This window comes from Dyella japonica (genome assembly GCF_040545895.1).
In the GTDB taxonomy this organism is placed as follows: domain Bacteria; phylum Pseudomonadota; class Gammaproteobacteria; order Xanthomonadales; family Rhodanobacteraceae; genus Dyella; species Dyella japonica_D.
This window is the reverse complement of sequence record NZ_JBEPMU010000006.1, coordinates 40,116-58,169: the sequence shown is the minus strand read 5'-3', so window position 1 is coordinate 58,169 and position 18,054 is coordinate 40,116. Positions and strand designations below refer to the sequence as shown.

14 protein-coding genes and 1 tRNA gene are annotated in these 18,054 nt (G+C 61.0%); 6 read left to right on the top strand and 9 right to left on the bottom strand.

The genetic code is table 11. The annotated features are described in order from the left end of the window. Positions 1-94 precede the first annotated feature (94 nt). The gene (gene metH, locus ABIC75_RS18400) at positions 95-2,779 is read left to right on the top strand and encodes a methionine synthase (protein WP_354015355.1); all 2,685 of its coding nucleotides are present in this window, start codon (positions 95-97) and stop codon (positions 2,777-2,779) included. 45 nt (positions 2,780-2,824) lie between these two features. Here metH and ABIC75_RS18395 read toward each other — a convergent pair whose 3' ends face one another. Next, a complete protein-coding gene (locus ABIC75_RS18395) occupies positions 2,825-3,166 on the bottom strand; it encodes a lipid-A-disaccharide synthase N-terminal domain-containing protein (protein ID WP_354015354.1) in 342 nt (113 codons plus the stop codon). A 132-nt stretch (positions 3,167-3,298) separates the two neighbouring features. On the opposite strand from ABIC75_RS18395, the gene ABIC75_RS18390 reads away from it, so the two are divergent. Beyond that, positions 3,299-3,373 (top strand) — tRNA-Val (locus ABIC75_RS18390). Between the two features lie 236 nt (positions 3,374-3,609). Here the strand turns inward: ABIC75_RS18390 and ABIC75_RS18385 are convergent. From ABIC75_RS18385 to ABIC75_RS18375, 3 genes are all read right to left on the bottom strand, one after another. Beyond that, a complete protein-coding gene (locus ABIC75_RS18385; protein ID WP_354015353.1) occupies positions 3,610-4,452 on the bottom strand; it encodes a DUF3037 domain-containing protein in 843 nt (280 codons plus the stop codon). Further along, positions 4,440-5,240, bottom strand: a complete 801-nt coding sequence (locus tag ABIC75_RS18380) for a HipA family kinase (protein WP_354015352.1) — start codon at positions 5,238-5,240, stop codon at positions 4,440-4,442. Before ABIC75_RS18380 ends, ABIC75_RS18385 begins: the two co-directional genes overlap by 13 nt. A gap of 312 nt (positions 5,241-5,552) precedes the next feature. After that, entirely contained in the window at positions 5,553-6,056 is a 504-nt protein-coding gene (locus ABIC75_RS18375) for a hypothetical protein (protein ID WP_354015351.1), read from the bottom strand. A gap of 1,021 nt (positions 6,057-7,077) precedes the next feature. On the opposite strand from ABIC75_RS18375, the gene ABIC75_RS18370 reads away from it, so the two are divergent. Next, positions 7,078-7,896, top strand: a complete 819-nt coding sequence (locus ABIC75_RS18370) for a hypothetical protein (protein ID WP_354015350.1) — start codon at positions 7,078-7,080, stop codon at positions 7,894-7,896. 440 nt (positions 7,897-8,336) lie between these two features. Here the strand turns inward: ABIC75_RS18370 and ABIC75_RS18365 are convergent, their stop codons facing one another. Continuing rightward, positions 8,337-8,651 carry a HigA family addiction module antitoxin gene (locus ABIC75_RS18365; protein WP_354015349.1) on the bottom strand — a complete coding sequence of 105 codons (315 nt, stop codon included), beginning with the start codon at positions 8,649-8,651 and terminating at the stop codon, positions 8,337-8,339. Between the two features lie 796 nt (positions 8,652-9,447). Next, on the bottom strand, positions 9,448-10,272 hold the full coding sequence (locus ABIC75_RS18360; protein ID WP_354015348.1) for a fumarylacetoacetate hydrolase family protein: 825 nt from the start codon (positions 10,270-10,272) through the stop codon (positions 9,448-9,450). Positions 10,273-10,451: 179 nt separating this feature from the next. Here ABIC75_RS18360 and cynR point away from each other — a divergent pair, with 179 nt between their 5' ends. After that, on the top strand, positions 10,452-11,333 hold the full coding sequence (cynR, locus tag ABIC75_RS18355) for a transcriptional regulator CynR (RefSeq protein ID WP_354015347.1): 882 nt from the start codon (positions 10,452-10,454) through the stop codon (positions 11,331-11,333). A gap of 64 nt (positions 11,334-11,397) precedes the next feature. Here the strand turns inward: cynR and ABIC75_RS18350 are convergent, their stop codons facing one another. Beyond that, on the bottom strand, positions 11,398-12,306 hold the full coding sequence (locus tag ABIC75_RS18350; RefSeq protein WP_354015346.1) for a LysR family transcriptional regulator: 909 nt from the start codon (positions 12,304-12,306) through the stop codon (positions 11,398-11,400). A gap of 113 nt (positions 12,307-12,419) precedes the next feature. Between ABIC75_RS18350 and ABIC75_RS18345 the strand changes: the two genes are divergently transcribed. Then, entirely contained in the window at positions 12,420-13,607 is a 1,188-nt protein-coding gene (locus ABIC75_RS18345) for an MFS transporter (RefSeq protein ID WP_354015345.1), read from the top strand. Between the two features lie 121 nt (positions 13,608-13,728). After that, positions 13,729-14,214 (top strand): hypothetical protein, encoded by a 486-nt coding sequence (locus ABIC75_RS18340; RefSeq protein WP_354015344.1) that lies wholly within the window; start codon positions 13,729-13,731, stop codon positions 14,212-14,214. A 114-nt stretch (positions 14,215-14,328) separates the two neighbouring features. Here the strand turns inward: ABIC75_RS18340 and ABIC75_RS18335 are convergent, their stop codons facing one another. Both ABIC75_RS18335 and ABIC75_RS18330 read right to left on the bottom strand, forming a co-directional pair. Then, complete coding sequence (locus tag ABIC75_RS18335; protein ID WP_354015343.1) at positions 14,329-15,852, bottom strand: esterase/lipase family protein; 1,524 nt, start codon at positions 15,850-15,852, stop codon at positions 14,329-14,331. A gap of 21 nt (positions 15,853-15,873) precedes the next feature. Then, the gene (locus ABIC75_RS18330; RefSeq protein WP_354015342.1) at positions 15,874-18,042 is read right to left on the bottom strand and encodes a TCAD7 domain-containing protein; all 2,169 of its coding nucleotides are present in this window, start codon (positions 18,040-18,042) and stop codon (positions 15,874-15,876) included. Positions 18,043-18,054 lie beyond the last annotated feature (12 nt).

Here is an 18,054-nt window from a genome sequence, read left to right as displayed (position 1 = left end):
CATTCGGCTCCATCCTCGCACCTTTAACAAGCGTTACCGCAAGCCCCGCCCCCTCACCTCAATCCTCTCCCCGCCGGCGAGAGGAGGACAACGCATGATGCCTCGCTACACCCGACTCTCCGGCCTCGAGCCGCTGGTCATCACGCCCGACCTGCTGTTCGTCAACGTCGGCGAACGCACCAACGTCACCGGCTCGGCGCAGTTCCGCAAGCTCATCAAGGAAGAACGCTACGAGGAAGCCGTGGACGTCGCGCGCCAACAGGTGGCCAACGGCGCGCAGATCATCGACGTCAACATGGACGAAGGCCTGATCGATTCGGAAGCGGCGATGACGCGCTACCTGAATCTGATCGCCGCCGAGCCGGACATCGCCCGCGTGCCGGTGATGGTCGATTCCTCCAAGTGGACGGTGATCGAAGCCGGCCTGCGCTGCCTGCAGGGCAAGGGCATCGTCAATTCCATCTCGATGAAGGAAGGCGAAGAGGTTTTCCTCGAACACGCGCGCAAGGTGCAGCAGTACGGCGCCGCCGTGGTGGTAATGGCGTTCGACGAACAAGGCCAGGCCGACACCTGCGAACGCAAGGTGGAAATCAGCTCGCGCGCCTACGAACTGCTCACCACCAAACTCGATTTCCCGCCCGAAGACATCATCTTCGACCCCAACATCTTCGCCATCGCCACCGGCATCGAGGAACACAACAACTACGCCGTGGACTTCATCGAGGCCACGCGCGAGCTGAAGCGCCGCTTCCCGTATTCGCATGTGTCGGGCGGCGTGTCGAACGTGTCGTTCTCGTTCCGCGGCAACAACATGGTGCGCGAGGCGATCCATTCGGTGTTCCTCTACCACGCCATCAAGGCGGGCATGGACATGGGCATCGTCAACGCCGGCGCGTTGATGATCTACGACGACCTGCCGGAAGAACTGCGCGAGCGCGTCGAAGACGTGGTGCTCAACCGCCGCAGCGACGCCACCGAACGCCTGCTGGAAATCGCCGATCAGTTCAAGGCGAAGAAAGGCGAAGTCATCGTCGAAAACCTCGCATGGCGCGACAAGCCCGTGCGCGAACGCCTGAGCCACGCCCTTGTGCACGGCATCGACCAGTTCGTGGTCGAAGACACCGAAGCGGCGCGCCTGGAAACCTCGCGCCCGCTCGACGTCATCGAAGGTCCGCTGATGGACGGCATGAACGTGGTCGGCGACCTATTCGGCGCCGGCAAGATGTTCCTGCCGCAGGTGGTGAAATCCGCCCGCGTCATGAAGAAAGCCGTGGCCCACCTCATTCCGTATATCGAAGAGGAAAAGGCGCGCACGGGCGATGCCGGCAAGTCCAACGGCAAGATCGTCATGGCCACGGTGAAGGGCGACGTGCACGACATCGGCAAGAACATCGTCGGCGTAGTGCTCCGCTGCAACAACTTCGACGTGATCGACCTGGGCGTGATGGTGCCCACGCAGAAGATCCTGGAAACCGCCATCGCCGAGAACGCCGACATCATCGGCCTTTCCGGCCTCATCACGCCGTCGCTGGAAGAAATGAGCCAGGTGGCGCGCGAGATGCAGCGCCAGAATTTCCAGATCCCGCTGATGATCGGCGGCGCCACCACGTCGCGTGCGCACACGGCGCTGAAGATCGAGCCGCACTACAAATCGCCCACCGTGTGGGTGAAAGATGCCTCGCGTGCAGTCGGTGTGGCGCAGTCGCTGCTCAGCAAGGAACTGGTCGACAACTTCATCGCCAAGGTGAAGGCCGAGTACGCCGAAGTGCGCGAGCGCCACAAGAATCGCGGCAGTGGAAAAACGCTGGTGTCGCTGGAGAAGGCGCGCGGACAGCGCTACACCACCGACTGGGCCAGTTACGAACCACCGCAGCCCAGGCAGCCCGGCATCACCGTGTTCGACGACTACGACCTCGCCGAGCTACGCAAATACATCGACTGGTCGCCCTTCTTCAACGCCTGGGAACTGGCGGGACGTTACCCCGCCATTCTCACCGATGAGATCGTGGGCAAGCAGGCCACGGAATTGTTCAACGACGCGCAAGCGATGCTGGACAAGCTCATCGCCGAGAAGTGGCTGAGCGCACGCGGCGTGATCGGCTTCTGGCCGGCGTGTTCCAACGGCGACGACATTGTGCTTCGCCACGAGGATGGCGAAACCCGCGTGCTGCACCATCTGCGCCAGCAAGCCGACAAGCCGGCCGAACGCCCCGACTTCTGCCTCTCCGATTTCATCGCGCCCAAATCCGCGAAGAAGCAGGATTGGCTCGGCGGTTTCGCCGTCACCGCCGGCATCGGCATCGACGCGCACGTGGCACGCTTCGAAGCGGCACACGACGACTATTCCGCCATCCTGCTCAAGGCCCTGGCCGACCGCCTGGCCGAAGCCTTCGCCGAACGCCTGCACGAACGCGTGCGCCGAGAATTCTGGGGTTACATGCCCCAGGAATCGCTCGACAACGAATCCTTGATCGACGAGAAATACAGCGGCATCCGCCCTGCTCCCGGCTACCCGGCCTGCCCGGACCACACTGAGAAGGGCATGCTGTTCAAGCTGCTCGACGCCACGCACAACGCCGGTATCGAACTCACGGACAGCTTCGCCATGTTCCCCACGGCGGCCGTGTCCGGCTGGTACTTCTCGCACCCGGACAGCCAATACTTCGTGGTGGGCCGCCTCACCCGCGAACAGGTGGACGATTACGCCAAGCGCAAAGGCTGGACGCGCGAGGAAGCCGAACGCTGGCTGGCACCGAACCTCGATTACGACCCGGATTGATGAAAGACGTGCGACCGGCATACCGGTCGCACGAGATCCAGTCGATCAGACCTCGCTTTCCACCAGGTCCCTGCGCCTCACCTCGCGCATGTGCACCACAAGGTTGTAGATCGACACGAAGGCCGGGAAGAAATTGGACAGAATGCCCACCGAGTCGTTCTTGCCGAAGATGAAGTACGACAGCAGCAGCGCGCTGCCGATCACCGACAACCACCAGAAAGAAAGCGGCATCACCACACGCTTGAGCTTGCGGGTGTAGTAAACCTGCACGAACCAGCGGCTGGTGAACATCACCGAGCCCAGCAGGCCTACCACCTTCCAGGGCGTGAGTTCGAAGCGGCGCAGGGCTTCGAGGACGTGGCTGAGTTCGTGGGTCAGGAAGTCCATGGACGGCGGCCCGATAGCTGAAAAGCCGACTATTGTACTCGCCCACCTTTCAATCGCCTGCCGTCCTAGACACTTTTTTAAGGTCCGAGGCTTGACCTCCCCGGCCGGTCCTCGTATATTTGCGCGCTCGGCGGGCGATTAGCTCAGCGGTAGAGCACTGCCTTCACACGGCAGGTGTCGCAAGTTCGATCCTTGCATCGCCCACCACCGAATAAACCGTTGCCACAACGGGACTTGAAAGGCTCCAGAGATGGGGCCTTTTTTGTTGTTTGCGATTCGGGATATGAGCCTTTTTCGGGCGCCACCCTAGCTTCGCCGAAGAGCATGCGCGTTCAAATTGTCCCTGACACCATTTCCCGCATGCTGGGATTACCAAGGCGCCCTCGCCCCAAGAGGCGGCTAGACGACAAAGAACGAAAAAGCCCGCCGAAGCGGGCCGATTCTTAATGCATCGTGGCTGCTAGCCTGCTCGCCAGCGCCGCAGCCTCACTCTCCCGCACGATCTCTTTATCCAACGGCGAGTGCTCCAGAATCCGGATGGCCGTTTCTGCTGCGCGACGGCCGTCATCGGTGTGCGGCTCGCCTATGAGAAAGTAAACTTTGAGATCCTCCTTGGGGGCAGTGAGAAACGACATCTCTGCGAACTTGTCCCTTGCCTTGGCCTTGATGCTTTCAGGACGCATGAGATCAAACGATAGCGGTTCTAGGCAATGCCATCTGCCGTTTTTCAGGGCATGGTCGAACTTATACGGCTCAATTTCTCCCGAAACCGTATGCTCCTGAAGCTCACTGGCCAGCCCCACTGATTCCAACGCTTTCGAGTACTCAAACCAGACATCTGCATCTGATCGCGCATTCCTATCTAACGGCCTGTCATAGTGAACCACTACCCTTTCGAATAGGCGGGCGAGTTCCGCTTCTGGATCAACTGTAAGTCCGTGCCTTTCTTCCGACCATCGCAGCGAACTGTCATCCTTTGGAAAATGAGCCAGCGCGAATGCTCTCGCAGACATAGGCTCTTCGAGGAACAGGTTTCGTGACTTCCCGTAAAGCTGGCGTGCCTGCTTTCCGATGGACGTACTAATCCAACCAGCTATCCGTTTCAGACCCTGCCCGTTGATGCCTGGAAACGCCTGGCTGATGCGGGTGATAGACGGCCGCATGCGAACTGCCAGAAACTGATTCGCAGGACAGAAGAAGACAATGCCGATATTCAGCACCTCTCCCGTCATGATGTCTGGAAGGTACTGCAGTATTACGTAGCTGTAGGGCTTCAAGGGCTCCATTGAAGAAACTCCTCGACCGTATCAAGCGCGGCACTCATGTTTGAAAGCAGGTCCGAAAGATATTGGCGGATGGCCGCATCACCACGCTCGGCACCCCGCCAACCTACGGGAACATCATGCAGTATCGCATCGACGTCTGCGAGCGAAATTTGCATCCATTTTTTGCGAATTGGAGTGAAGTCGACACCTTCACCACTGAGGCTGTCGTAGAAGATGTGTTTGACTATGCTCCGCATGGGGCCCAGCGCCGCCGGCTTCCAGGGTTCGATATAAATTGAACTACCGATAAGTTGCGCATCCAGAGCTGTCTCATGGTCGATCAGGACGAACCTGTTGCTATCGGTAAGACAGTTAACGTTCCCATGCTCTGAACGGTCTCGGTTCACCACTAACGCATCGAACGTAAAAATCTCTGCGGCCTTCTGCAGATGCATTTCATGGAGTTTGCGATCTGGAACGAAAGCGATGAGTTTGGGCAAATACTCAGTGGCGAAGGTTGGAAAGTATCCCCCTTCGATGGCCGCCTCGACGTCCGAAGGAAGCGACATTTCACGGTAATTGTCAGGGAGATGGAGTAAGTATGGAGTCGGGGTTTCAAGGCCAAGCCGTCGAGCAAGATTGGCAGCTACGAGTTCACGGGTGAGAGCGCCCTTGTCGAGCTGCCTTCCCGTGAGTTTCGCCACAAGTTGAACATGAGCGCCATCAGCTCTAACAGCTTCGATCAATATCGGCTTCGTTCGCCCAGACTCAAGTGTACCGATGTAGCCGACCATAGTAGCTTCGTTCATCACCATCCCCTGGCATGCCTCGCGACAAGTATCTCCGCCATGTGAGGCCACACGCAATGGCGCAGTTGAGCCTACTTAAGGAGCATAGCCCTCCAGGGCTAGAACGCGGCCAGTCCATGGCTGAAAACCTGTTCTCCGTCAGCAAAAGCAGGCCAAGGGGCACCGCACACGTCAAGAACGGGGTCCACACAAAAACGGGGCCAGGTTCACTTCTCAAGCAAAACACAAAAACGGGGCCAGGTTCACTTCTCAAGCAAAGACGTAAGTGAACCTGAGATGGCCCCGTTACCACCCCGCCATCCAGCGCCCCCACTACCGGCGCTTCATAGCAATCATTTCATCGATGTCGATGTAGCCCACTTGCTCCGAGAACAGAGGCCGGAGTGGCGTTCCCTCAAGGCCATGCGCAGCGATGGCTGCAGCGAGTAGATCCTTGTGAATCTTTCGCAACTCATCCTTTGTCAGAACGTTGCTTGAGATCTGGATGAAGCGCTTCGCACCGTAATGAATGGACAGTACGAGCGAGCCACGAGCTCCTCCCCACGAGAGGCGATGGATCTTATCGATGGGGACAACCACGCTACCGAATTGCCAGGACCGGGTTATCGAATGGGCATCCATGTCGACGCGCATCGTCAGATCAAACAGAACCTGTCTGGCTATAGCGCCCCCCGCTGCGACGAACGCACAGGAAAGAAGAAGGGGCACTTGGCCGATTGCCTTTATTCCTACGAACCAGAAGATTGCCGTCCCGGGGACGCCGACTAACAGCATCACAGATCGTGACGTCGAAGAAGGACGGTAGCTCTCGATCATACGATCTCCTGTTCGGTATCCCGGCGGGTCTTCCCTGGGTCGATTGCGAACCCTACAAGCCATCAAACTTGCGGTCGCCGACAAGGGTAACGAATCCGTTGGCCCAGAGACGTAAGTGAATTTGCCCTGTCACCGTTAGAAAGTCGCTCATCGCTCGCGAAGATCGATGGACCCGTCGAGGGCCTCATGCATGAAACGCCCACATCGCCGCATGAGGTGCCGTGCGAGTGTAGCGCCGTGCACCGTTGGCGCACCGGAGCCGCGAGCGCGAGACCTCGTCCTCGCTTTCGCCGCCCCGTAGGACAACGACCGGACAAGTGCCACGAATAACGAAGACAACGACAACCGACCGCAGCATGCCTCCGACCAAGGAGTGCAAAAACCAAAACAGGGGTCAGAGTCGACTTTCACTCCTCTTTGTTCACGCGCTGGATGAAAAAAGTGCACTCGGACCCCGGTTTTCAGCAGGAATGCAAGTCCAGGACCTGCGCCCACCCAATCCTTCCCAGTTAGCTGATGGCGATCACATCCGGGCGTCGTGCGAGGGCGCATGAAAGCGAGCCAGGTCGATCGCCGTCCGCTCGATTGCCCGCAACGGCGCAACCTCGTTCATTCGCTCCGCTAGCGATGAAGGTATCTCGTACCTGACCCTGAATTCGCTGCTCTCGTCGTCGATGACGCGTCGACAAAATGAATATCGACTGAGCACTTCAAACCTCGATGGGCAACCGGCAGCCTGCACAACGGAACTAATCCTACCTATGGCGTTGCGAAACGTGGCCTGTACTTCCTGCGGGCCGCGTTGACCTTTACGCCATAAGGCCTGGCCGATAAACCGGCTGCGCAAGCGGGTGGAGGTTGAATGAATGACTGACACGCTGGTGTGTTCACTAACAACAAGAAGATGAGGGTGCGTGAAGTTGATGCGTAAGTTTTCGTCGTATTTAATTGCCTTGGCAACGACCCATGCCCTGCATGGCGTTGCGCAAGCCCTGTCGACAGCCCTCAGCGAGAGGGCCCAATGAACACAAAGAGCGACTCAAGAACAGATCACAATAATATTGTTGTGATCCTTTGCATTAGTTTGATCTCATTTTATTTCTACATCATGCCCCATGAGGTTTTAGGGCATGGCGTCACCATGTTCCTGTTTGGACACAGACAATTCTTATTGAATTCAACATCAATAGACAACATCGACAGTGTTTCGCACTATTTGGGTGGAGCGACGTTTGCGATAGACATCATATCTGTCGCGGGATCATTTGTTGACGTCGTCATCGCCCTCGTCTTGGGCGGCTATTTCCTAAAAATCTCGAAAGAGCGTTGCTCAGGTGCACTGGCTTATTTCGTGTGGACTTGCGCTGTAGCAAATATGTTTGCCGGCGTTGTATACCCCGGATATTCGGCAATATTCGGCGTCGGCGATTTCGCCTTCTTCCATCAAATACATAATGCCTTTTATCGAGATCTGCTTCGCGCCTTTGAACTGGCCTTCAGCATCGTGGCGTGCCTCCTCACCATCAGGTGGGCAGCCGCTACCCTTCCGAGGTTCTCGGGAAATGTATATAAATTAACGATCCCGTCTTATTTTTTCGTGAGTGTCGTCTACATCCTGGTTGGCCTCAGAATGCACGACACTGGGCTTCTGATTACATCCACCATTCCGACGACTCTTCTAGGAATGGTCGTCTGGCCTCTGTCTGCCATTCTGTCCAGGGGCACAAGTCAAACCGCGGTGATCGAGCCTATTCGTTTCAGCTGGCTCTGGGTGATTTTGGCTTCCATATGCATCATCGCCATTACGATGACGGCGCCCGGAATTCATATCAAACTGTAGTGCCAGGGCATGGGGGTGCCGCTCGCCTGCTGACAGCCAAGCGAAGCAGTCAGCAGGTGAGCGGCCCCAAACGAACGCTGGGCCTGACGTGATGGCAGCCCGTTGCCAGTGAACTGTGCAGGCGACGTCCTCGCTTTGCTCAGCAGGATGGTTGAGAGCCCGGATCAATTTAACCACTCGCATCGACGGCGAGCATCAGCCCGCCCAACGCCGTGTCTAGACTTCTTCTGCCTCGCGCTCGCTTCCATCAGCAGCTCGACCGCGCCACGCAGAGCGGCCGCAGGTGACTCTTACCCATTAAGGTCCATTTCGGGTCGAAAGTAGAGGCCGCTTTTTTCCGGGTCAACAGCGGCAGCGCTTAGAGCAAATGGGATGGGTAGTTAATTCGAACCATGGCGCTGGGGCTCAACTACCTCGTCCCATTTGCCGTGCGTTTGTCCTTAATCAATGAGAGGACGATAAGCGCGAACCACAGGCTTTGCCTTTTCCAGATCGTAACGAGCTTGTAGTGCCAGCCAGTAGAAGGCAGTGGTGTCGAAGGCAAGGGAAAGGCGGAGGGCGATCTTGGGGGTGATGGGATGGGTGTTGGCGATGAAGGCTTTGATGTGGGTGGCGGGTATGCCCGTGCGTCGGGCGAGTCGTGCGGGGTTGAGTGCATTCGGGATCAGGTAGGCGTGCAGCAGGATGTCGCCGGGGGCTCGCAGGGGTTGCGAGGGGTCCACGTCCGAATGCGGGGTGAGCTGGATCAGTTCCATGGTGGTCTTCCCTTGTAGGGCACGGCCGCGCGGCGGATAGGCGCTTACAGCGCTCCGTGTCAGTGAATGCCTGGCAGCGTCGTCAGTGATCGCTCGAGAGCGGCGCATCGCCATGCCGGCCGATGCGCCGCCACGGCGATCATCGAAGGCGCGTGATGTTCACTCGTGGCTCGTCACCGAGCAGGCGGGCGTATTGCTGGAGGCCGTAGATGGCCGTGCCCAAGCTGGCCGCGACGGCCACGGGAAACGGCCATGGCAGCGGCCTGCCAGGGAATCCCCGCGCCTGCGCGTGTCGATATTGCTCTCTATCGACACACAAGCGCGTGAGGGTGAGCACTGATAGAGCAATGTCACCGCGTGTGCGCAGCGTGCTTAAACGCAGGGCTCCGGGCCACACCGCACGCGTGCGCGCTGCGTCGCCAAGTGGAGGAGTGAAGGTGTCGTCAGGGGGAACGGACGAGCGAATACGTACCGTATGATCGTGGGTAGCCATGATCAACTCTCGATAAGTTGGTGATGGTTAGCGGGTCGTGGGTGTTGCACCACTCACGGCCCGCGCCTCATGACAAGGTCGTCATGGTCACTCGCGAGGCGCTGCAATTACGACAGCGCGAGTGACAAACCGACCCTAACGAGCAGGCTTCGGATCGTCTGTCAGGGTTGGGCGAGATGGATGTCCGCGCGACCGCAGGCAAGCGTGAGTGCTCGGGGCCGGCAAAATGTCAGCGCCCTTTCCAGAAATGCAGAAGTGGTCCCAGGGAAAATTGCCCCTGAGACCACTTCCGCTATCGAACATTCACGCGCGGATTTCGTGCCGCTGCGCACCCAGATGCGTGATGCCGCATTCCAGAACGTCGCCGACCTGCATGAAGCGGTTCTTGCCGAAACCCACGCCCGGCGGCGTACCCGTGGCGAGCAGGTCGCCCGGCAGCAGCGTCATATGGGTCGAGAAATAGGCCAGCATGTCGTTGATGGAGAACAGCATGTCGCTGGTGTTGCCCTGCTGCTCGTAGTTGCCGTTGAGCTTGGTCCACACATCGAGCGTCATACCGTCGATGCCGGTCGTGAGATACGGGCCCACCGGCGAGTAGCCGGGGCGCGACTTGGCGCGCACCAGATGCTGCTGGCCCTGCTGGTCGACCTGGGTATCGCGATCGGATACGTCGTTGATGCACACGAAGCCGAAGATGTAGCCGGGAGCTTCCTCGGCGGTGATATCGGTGGCTTCACGCCCGACCACGATCGCCAGCTCCACTTCCCAATCGAGCTTCACCTGGGGATTGGGTCCGCGCGAGATCGGATCATCCGGGCCGGACAACGAACTGATGGCTTTCAGGAACACCTCCGGCTCGGTCGGCGGCGTCATCTTGAATTCCTCGATGTGCTTGCGGTAGTTGAAGCCCGTCGCGGTGATCTGGCGCACGTCGGCGATGGGTGCGAGGAAGCTGAAGTCGCCCTCGACGGGCGTCAGGCCGCGGGTGTCGACCTGGTTCAGGAGGCCGCTGGCGATGGCGTCCGCCGTGATGTCGGACACGATGGGGCGAAGGTCCAGGTGCTTGCCGTCCTTCAGGATGACGGGGACGACGCCGGTGCTGGTGAGAACTCGCGCAAACTGTTGCATGGTCAACTCTCCGCTGATCGATGGCTGCATTCCGCGTGGCGGAAGCAAGCGAGGCATGAAAGGTTTTGTCGGGGTGGTCGACGAAGCGGTTCGTTGCTCGTCTGGTGAAAAAGTTACGACGCTGGTCTATAACTGTCCAAGACCGATTTCTTAGCAAAGCCATAAGCTGGGGGTTATAGGTGACCATCCTCCGTCATGTCCGCTATCTCAAGGCCGTGGTCGATCACGGGAGCTTCACGCGCGCGGCGCAGGCGTTGCATGTTTCGCAACCGGCTCTATCGCAGCAGATCAAGGAACTGGAAGAGCGCGTGGGTGCGCAGCTTCTCGATCGTTCCGGCCGCAAGATCCGCGCAACGGATCTGGGAACGATCTACCTTCAGCATGCGGGTCGCGCCCTGGCGGAACTGGAGCAGGCGATTCGGGCAGTTCGCGATGTGGAAGATCTTTCCACGGGCACGTTGCGCCTGGGCGTGACGCCCAGCGTCGCCAGCTACTTCATCGGCCCGGTGCTCCAGCGTTTCCGCAAACATTGCCCCGGTGTCACCTTGAGCGTCCGCGTTTCTTCGCAGGAAGCCATCGAGCCGGCGCTGAGGGACGATGAGCTGGATCTCGGCATAGGCTTTGGCGATCTTCCTGCGGAAGACATCGAGGCAACGCCGCTTCATGAAGAACGCCCGATGTTGATCGTCGGCAAGAAGCACAGGGTGGCCGGCAAGGCGGCGGTCACGGCGAAAGAGCTGGCGCAGATGCCGCTGGCGATTCTGGACGCCTCGTTCTCCACGCGCCGGCTCGTTGATCACTACCTACGCAGCAAGCATCTTCGGGCGTCCATTGTGGTGGAGGCCAACTCGATCGAAGCGCTGACCGACATCGTGCGCCACACCGACCTGGCCACGATCCTGCCGGCCAACGTCATCCGGCCCGGGCTGGTGGCGATAAAACTCCAGCCCGCCATGGAAACACGCCGAGCGGCACTGCTGCGCCGTCGACATGCCTACTGCTCGGCGGCCACGCGCGCGTTCATCGCCATCGCGCAGGAAATGGCCGCTGGATTTCAATAAGCGCAGGAAAGCAGCATTCCATGGCCACGCTGGAACAAGGCCTGCACCAGGCCTTTGCTCGCCACTAATCCATTTGCAGCGTGCTCATCAACAGCTTCAGGACGGCATCGACTTTGACCAGGAGTCGACGACTGGACGGCCATACCAGATGAAGCGGCAGACCTTCGGCTTCCAGATGCGGGAGAATCTTGACCAAGTGGCCGCTTTGCAGTTCGTCCTGCACCAGCCAGGTCGCCAGTTGGGCCACGCCGCATCCGGCTTTTGTCGCGCTGACCAAGGCTTCGCCGCTGCCGACAATCATCGTTCCCTCCATGGTGCGTTGTTCGGCCGGGCCTTGGTGTTGCGCGATCAGCCAGGGGCTTGTGCTGCCATCGGCGCGGCCGTAGATCACGGCACTGTGTTGGTCCAGATCGGCCACTGACATCGGCTCGCCACGTCGAGCCAGATAGGCAGGCGAAGCGCAGAAAATGAGCCGCTCGGAACCGAGATACTGATGCCCTATTCCGTCCGGCCATGCATGGGCACCGCCGATGCGCACGGCGACATCGATGCCCTCGTCCACGATATCCACGAAGCGATCGGTGAACGACAGGTGTGGACGAAGACCCGGGTGTTGCTCGAAAAAAGGCAGCAGGATGGGCAGCACTTTTCTGCGCCCGAACGCTTCCGGAAGATCCAGGCGCAAGCGGCCGGTGGGCTCAAGATTTTGCGCTTCCAGCACGGATTCCGCTTCTTCCAGATCCCGCAGCACGCGGGCGCAGGTGCGGTAGAACGCCGTGCCCGCATCGGTCAGGGAGAGGCTACGCGTCGAGCGATCGAAGAGGCGAACGCCCAGCCGCGCTTCCAGCCTTGCGACGCTCTTTCCCACCGCGGAATTGGTCAGGTTCAAGCGCTCGGCTGCCGCGGTGAAACTGCCCGCCTCCGCCGTGTACACGAAAACATCGAGGCCCTTCAGCCGTTCTGCGGGAGTCATTCGAAGCGGCCTATATGGAACTGAATTCCAGAATGCGCGGAATAAATACCATAAATAGGATGTCGGATCCGTCATAGAGTGAGAGGCTTCCCGCTTCTCCACTGGATCTCGTCATGTCATGCCTGCCGTCGACCGCGCCCATCGCAGCCCCAGCGGTGCGCCATACCGGGTCGATTGCCATTCTTGCGGTCGCCGCCTTCGTCATCGTCACCACGGAATTCCTGATCGTGGGGCTGTTGCCGGCACTCGCGCGTGGGCTTGGCATTTCCATCGCCATCGCGGGGCAGCTGGTGACGCTGTTCGCTTTCACCGTGATGCTGTTTGGCCCCCTGTTGACGGGCCTGCTTTCTCATGTGGATCGCAAGCGCCTGTTCGTCGCCATCATGCTGGTGTTCGCCGCCGCCAACGCCTTGGCCGCCATGGCCACCAACATCTGGGTACTCGGGCTCGCGCGCTTCATTCCCGCATTGCTGCTGCCGGTGTTCTGGGGCACGGCCAGCGAGACGGCGGGACAGCTGGCGGGACCGTTGCGCGCCGGACGCGCCGTGTCCACGGTTTATCTTGGCATTTCAGCCGCGCTGTTGTTCGGCATTCCGCTGGGCACACTGGCTGCTGACGCCTTCGGCTGGCGTTGCGCCTTCTGGCTGCTCGCGGTGCTTTCGATCTCGATGGCCGCCTCCATGGCTGCCTTCATGCCATCACCGGAACGCCCCAAGCGCATGCGCCTGGCTGACCAGGCGCGCATCCTGAAAGACCCGCACTTCGTCGCTCACGTCGGTCTTTCGGTGCTCGTGTTCACCGCCATGTTCACCGCGTACACGTATCTGGCGGACACGCTCGAGCGAGTGGCAGGCGTTCCCTCCGCACAGGTCGGCTGGTGGTTGATGGGATTTGGCGCCATCGGACTGATCGGCAACTGGCTCGGCGGCCGCGTGGTCGAGCGCTACCCCTTGGGTGCAACGGTGGTTTTCACCTTGATCCTGGCGGCGGGCATGGTGGCGAGCGCGCCCTTGGCCCGGCACCATGGCTGGTTCATTGCATCGCTGGTGTTTTGGGGCGTCGCCTATACGGCGTTGTTTCCGATCTGCCAGGTGCGCGTGATGAAGGCCGCTTCGCATGCGCAGGCCTTGGCAGGAACCTTCAATGTCTCCGCCGCAAACGCAGGCATCGGCCTCGGCGCGATGATCGGCGGGTTCACGATTGCGCACGGCGGCCTTCATGATGTCGGTTACGTGGCAGCAGCCATCGCCGTGCTCGCGGTGATCGCCACGCCGCTCGTCGCCCGACTCCATTCCCGATGATTGCATAGCAAGTAACTTGCGAAGATTTTACGCATCGGCACCGGTTCCAGCGTAGCGGCTTTACGGCATCTGGCTGCACCATGGCACGTTCGCTCTGTGCAGCTTTGACGAGTGCGATGTCGTGAGTATCCTGATTGTTCGTGGGCCGCACGGTAGCGGCCATTCCCTCACCGCCGACCTGCTCTACAACCTTCAGCAACAGGCCTTCCAGGCAGGACGTACGCTCGAACTGCGCGCATGCGGCGCCTTGAGCGACTTCATTGCGCTGGTGTGCGCGGCAAGGTCCGATGCCACCGAATTCGTGCTGCTGGACCCGGGCGATCTGACGCCCGAGATGCGCGCGCACCCCGAGGCAGGTCTGTGCGAGGCGATCGACGACCTGCGCGCGCCGTATATCGACGTGCATGACGATTTTGGCGATGGGATCGAGTGCTGCGCCGGCCTGCACAAGCCTCCCGTCGCCACCGTCATCATCAACGGCAACATTGGCAGCGGCTACCGGATAGGGCTGAGCCTGGCCTTGCGACGCCTGAGGATCGGATTGCAACGAGGCGAGCGCGTCGCCAATGACAGCCTCCGTGACCAGCGCAATGGCTGCGAACGGTAATCCACCGCTTTCGTCCGGGCAGGCGACGGGAATCGGACGGCTGGCTGCGCTTTCGCCGAAGGCCAAGGGCATCGACGCATGGCGCAGTCCAGTTTTTTCCACCCGTCCGTGAATCTAGATCGTCATCCACTGAAGCAATCTCTCGGACACGGCGTGATGCGGAAAATAGCTGGTGTGCATCACGCCGTCGGCGGGTTTCAGCACGAGCAGGTGTGCCGTCTGCAAGGGAAAGCCAGTGGCGCCGTTGCTGTCCCACACGCCATCGGTGGGCACGACCAGATCGTTCTGCGCATTCTCGAACACCTGGTCGATGGCGCCATCGGCCGTGCCGGCAACAAGGCCTCGCAAACCGCTGACCGTGGGTTCGTAGTTCGAGGTCATACCGAAGTACTGCGTTGCCGTGGTGCTCGATGTATTGAGCGTGCTGAGAAACGCCCCGCCCGGTTGCATGCCCGCAATGCCGGGAAGCCCTTTCAGGAAACCGTGACTGATCATCTTGATCACGGTGACCATGGCCTCCAGCGTTTCGGTCACCGGTCCGGTGGGAAACAGCGTCAATGCGGTGGTGAGGCGATCGATCATCGACACCATGTGATCGGCGTCGGCCAGGGCCGTGCCCTGGTTCGGCACGCCGACAAAGGCGATGCGGCGCACCTGCACGTGCGAGGCATCGAGCGCGAACGCGCTCAGTCGTTCGGCCAGCACGCGCGCCACCAGTCCACCGCGGCTGTGGCAAATCACGTCGATCGCCATGGGCGTCGCCGGCAAGTGCTCCAGCAACCAGCGCACGTTGTCTTCGGGCGCGGCAGACAGGCTTGGATGATTGAATGCCACTACGCGTTGTCCATAACGGGCATGGAGCTGCTGCATCGTCTCGCGCGGCAATCCGCTGAACGCAGCGTGCGCAGTGCTGAAGGTGCCGTGGACGAACAGGAGGATCGGTCCTTGCGCCGCCATGGCGGCGATAGCTGCCGTATCGAGCAGCGGCACATCGGCGTTCTGGTAGTTGTCGGGAGTGAAACTGCGCAGACCGTACGGGCGATGGGTAGCTTCCCAATGCGCCGCGAAGAGTTCGCTGAGCTTGCCGACGATGGGATCGGTGATGGGATACACCAGCACCTTCAACAAGCGACGTGCCGCCGCGCCAAAAATGCTGCGGTTGGCGGTGCCGGGTTCGCCGGTCGAACCCGACACCACCGTCGCTGGTATCAGGAACCGCTTGCTGCCGCCCGCGCCACGCGATGCGGCCGTGCCGCCCACGTCAGGCTCGGGCAGATGCCAGCGCACCGCACCTGCGTCATCGATGGACAACACCAGTTGTCCGACCTCGTCGCCCAGGTCAGGCACTTGCAGCTCGACGTTCGCCTGCGCACCTGCGCTGCGCAGCGCGGTAGCGGCGGCTGCGCCAGGTACCGGCTGCACGGAGAGATCGATGCGTTTGACTTCGTCCACATGCTGCGCGCGCAGCGCTTCGTCGAGTGCGGCCATGCCGGCATCGGGCGCGGCGGCACGCGAGCGTGTCGTGGCATCGGCAGGTGGCAACAAGGTGGCTTCGCCCTGCAGACCGGGCGCACGCAGTGCATAGCCTTCGCCGAGGGAGACGGCCTGGGCCGATCCGGTGAGTCGTGAGCTTGGCATGAGGTGATTCCTCAATGGGCGTCATGAAGCGTGTTCAAGCGTGAGCCGCGGATGTCCGTAGTACACGTAGGCAAGATAGGTTGATACGGGCAATGCACCGGCGCCGGCCATGAAACGCGAGCGCAGGTCGCGCAGGATCACGCCCACCGCTTCGCCCTTCGCAGGTGCCGGCGGCAAGGCGCGCCGCCAGAATTCCAGTGCAATGTCGCGCGCCACGTCATCATCGATTTCCCAGAGTGCGCCAAGCACGCCGCCGAAACCGCCGCGCAACGAATTGCCGGGAAAGCCGCCCATGTCGCCAAGCAACTCGCCACCGATGCCGAGCATGCACGCATTGAGGAACAACAGCGGTTGCTGCGCACCGCCGTAGCGGGCCGCGCGAAACTGGTTGGAGCGCATCGGCGTGCCATCGCCGAGAAACAGCGTTGAAGCATCGGGCCGCGTGGCGTCGAAATCGCCATGGCCGGCGAAGTGCGCCGCCTCCACGCCACCGATGCGGTCGAAGCCGTTTTCCAGCGATGCACCAAGGAATTGCCGCATCGATTGCGCCGTCGCCGCAAGCGCCAGCGCGCCGTGTTCGCTCACGATGGTGGTGGCTTCGGCTTCGGCCATGGGTAGCCGGCGCAAACCGCTCGATGCCTGATACCACGCCGCCATCACCGCCATGTGGCGCACGGCGAGTCTGGCGATCGGGTGCGTTGAGGGACGCGGCGCCTGCGACCCGTCCATCGCCGACGCTGCTGCATCGTTGTCGCGCAGCCAGCGTCCCAGCAAGGCCTGGCAACCGAGATAAGCCGGGAGCGCAGGATCCAACGGCGGCTCGATCCAGGCCAGTTCCCAGGGCACATACGGTTCCGCGCTGACGATCAACACGGCGGGCACGGCGGGCGACACCATCGTCGCCACTTCGCGCAGCGCCTGGAACACCGGTGCCGGCAAGCGCTGCGCCACCAACCTGCCGATGCCCTCCAGCGTCATGTCGAGCAAGGGACTCTTGGCGAACAGTCGAACCTCTTCGACGATGGCGCCGGCAAACGTCTTGGCGTCCTGCCCCAGGTCCATCGGGAACGGGCCGCGCTCGCTCACCAGCGCGTGCGGCGAAAACAACTGGCACATGTATTGCCCGCTCGCGGCGTTGCGGTCGGGCTTGCTGATCTCGATGGTCAGGTCCGGCGCCTGGTCGTCCGCGGAAAGATCCATGGGAACGGCGGTGGCATGGGCCGACCACGCGTCGCCGCGCGCATCTTGCTCCGGCGGCAAGGTATCTCGCGAATGAAGAATGATGATGGGCCTGGACGCCGTACCGCAGACCGTTCCACCGACCAGATAGCGAAGCTCCAGCGTGGTCAGCAGTGGATGCCACGCATCCATCCGCTCCTGCCCCACCAGGGTGAATCGTGCGCTGGCTGCGGTCACATCGCTCAGGTTCACCGTCATCGTGCGGCTCCAGCCATCGCGCGACTGGATGCCGGGATCGGTCGACAGTTCCACCGTCACCTCGACCGTGCTCACGCCCGGCGCGGCGCGCAGCACCACCTGGCCGCCGCTCACATCCACCTGTGGCGCAGCGCCGAAACCCACGACAACGTCGAACGGCAACAAGGCTAGCGTGTAATCCGGCGCATCGATGCGCGGCCATGCGGGCACTTCCGTGGGCGCGGATGGTGCAGCGGACGATGGCGCCTCCGCGGCAGAACGCGTCGTCATGTCGGCGGCAGAGCGAGGAATGGCCGCCGAGATGAAAGGCGGCGGCATCGGCGCACCGGAAGCCAGCGAAACGGCCACGGGTTTCCCGTCATCCATGACCACGCCGTTCGACAGCAGCGTCGACCGCCCTGTCTCCAACGGCAACGTGGGCGACGCATCGGTTTCATGCAGCTGCAGCACATCGAGCAGGGGTTCGCCTGGCGGTGCGTTCGCGCATCGTTCCAACACCTCGCACAGTTCGCGCACATACCACAGCACACGTGCGCCCCATTGCCGCCGAATCGCCGCGCCATAGCCAGCGGCATCGCGCGCCAGGGTCTTGGAAACTTGATCGATCGTCAGTTGCGCGCGGCTGGCGAGCAAGCCCAGTCGCGGCTGCACACCGGGATGATCCGCAGCGACCCAGAAACCGTTCATGGCGAGTCGCTCGATCGCGGCGCCCGCGGTCATGTCGGCATCGAAACTGATGGCTGGCTTGAGCATGGTCGTCGGCGA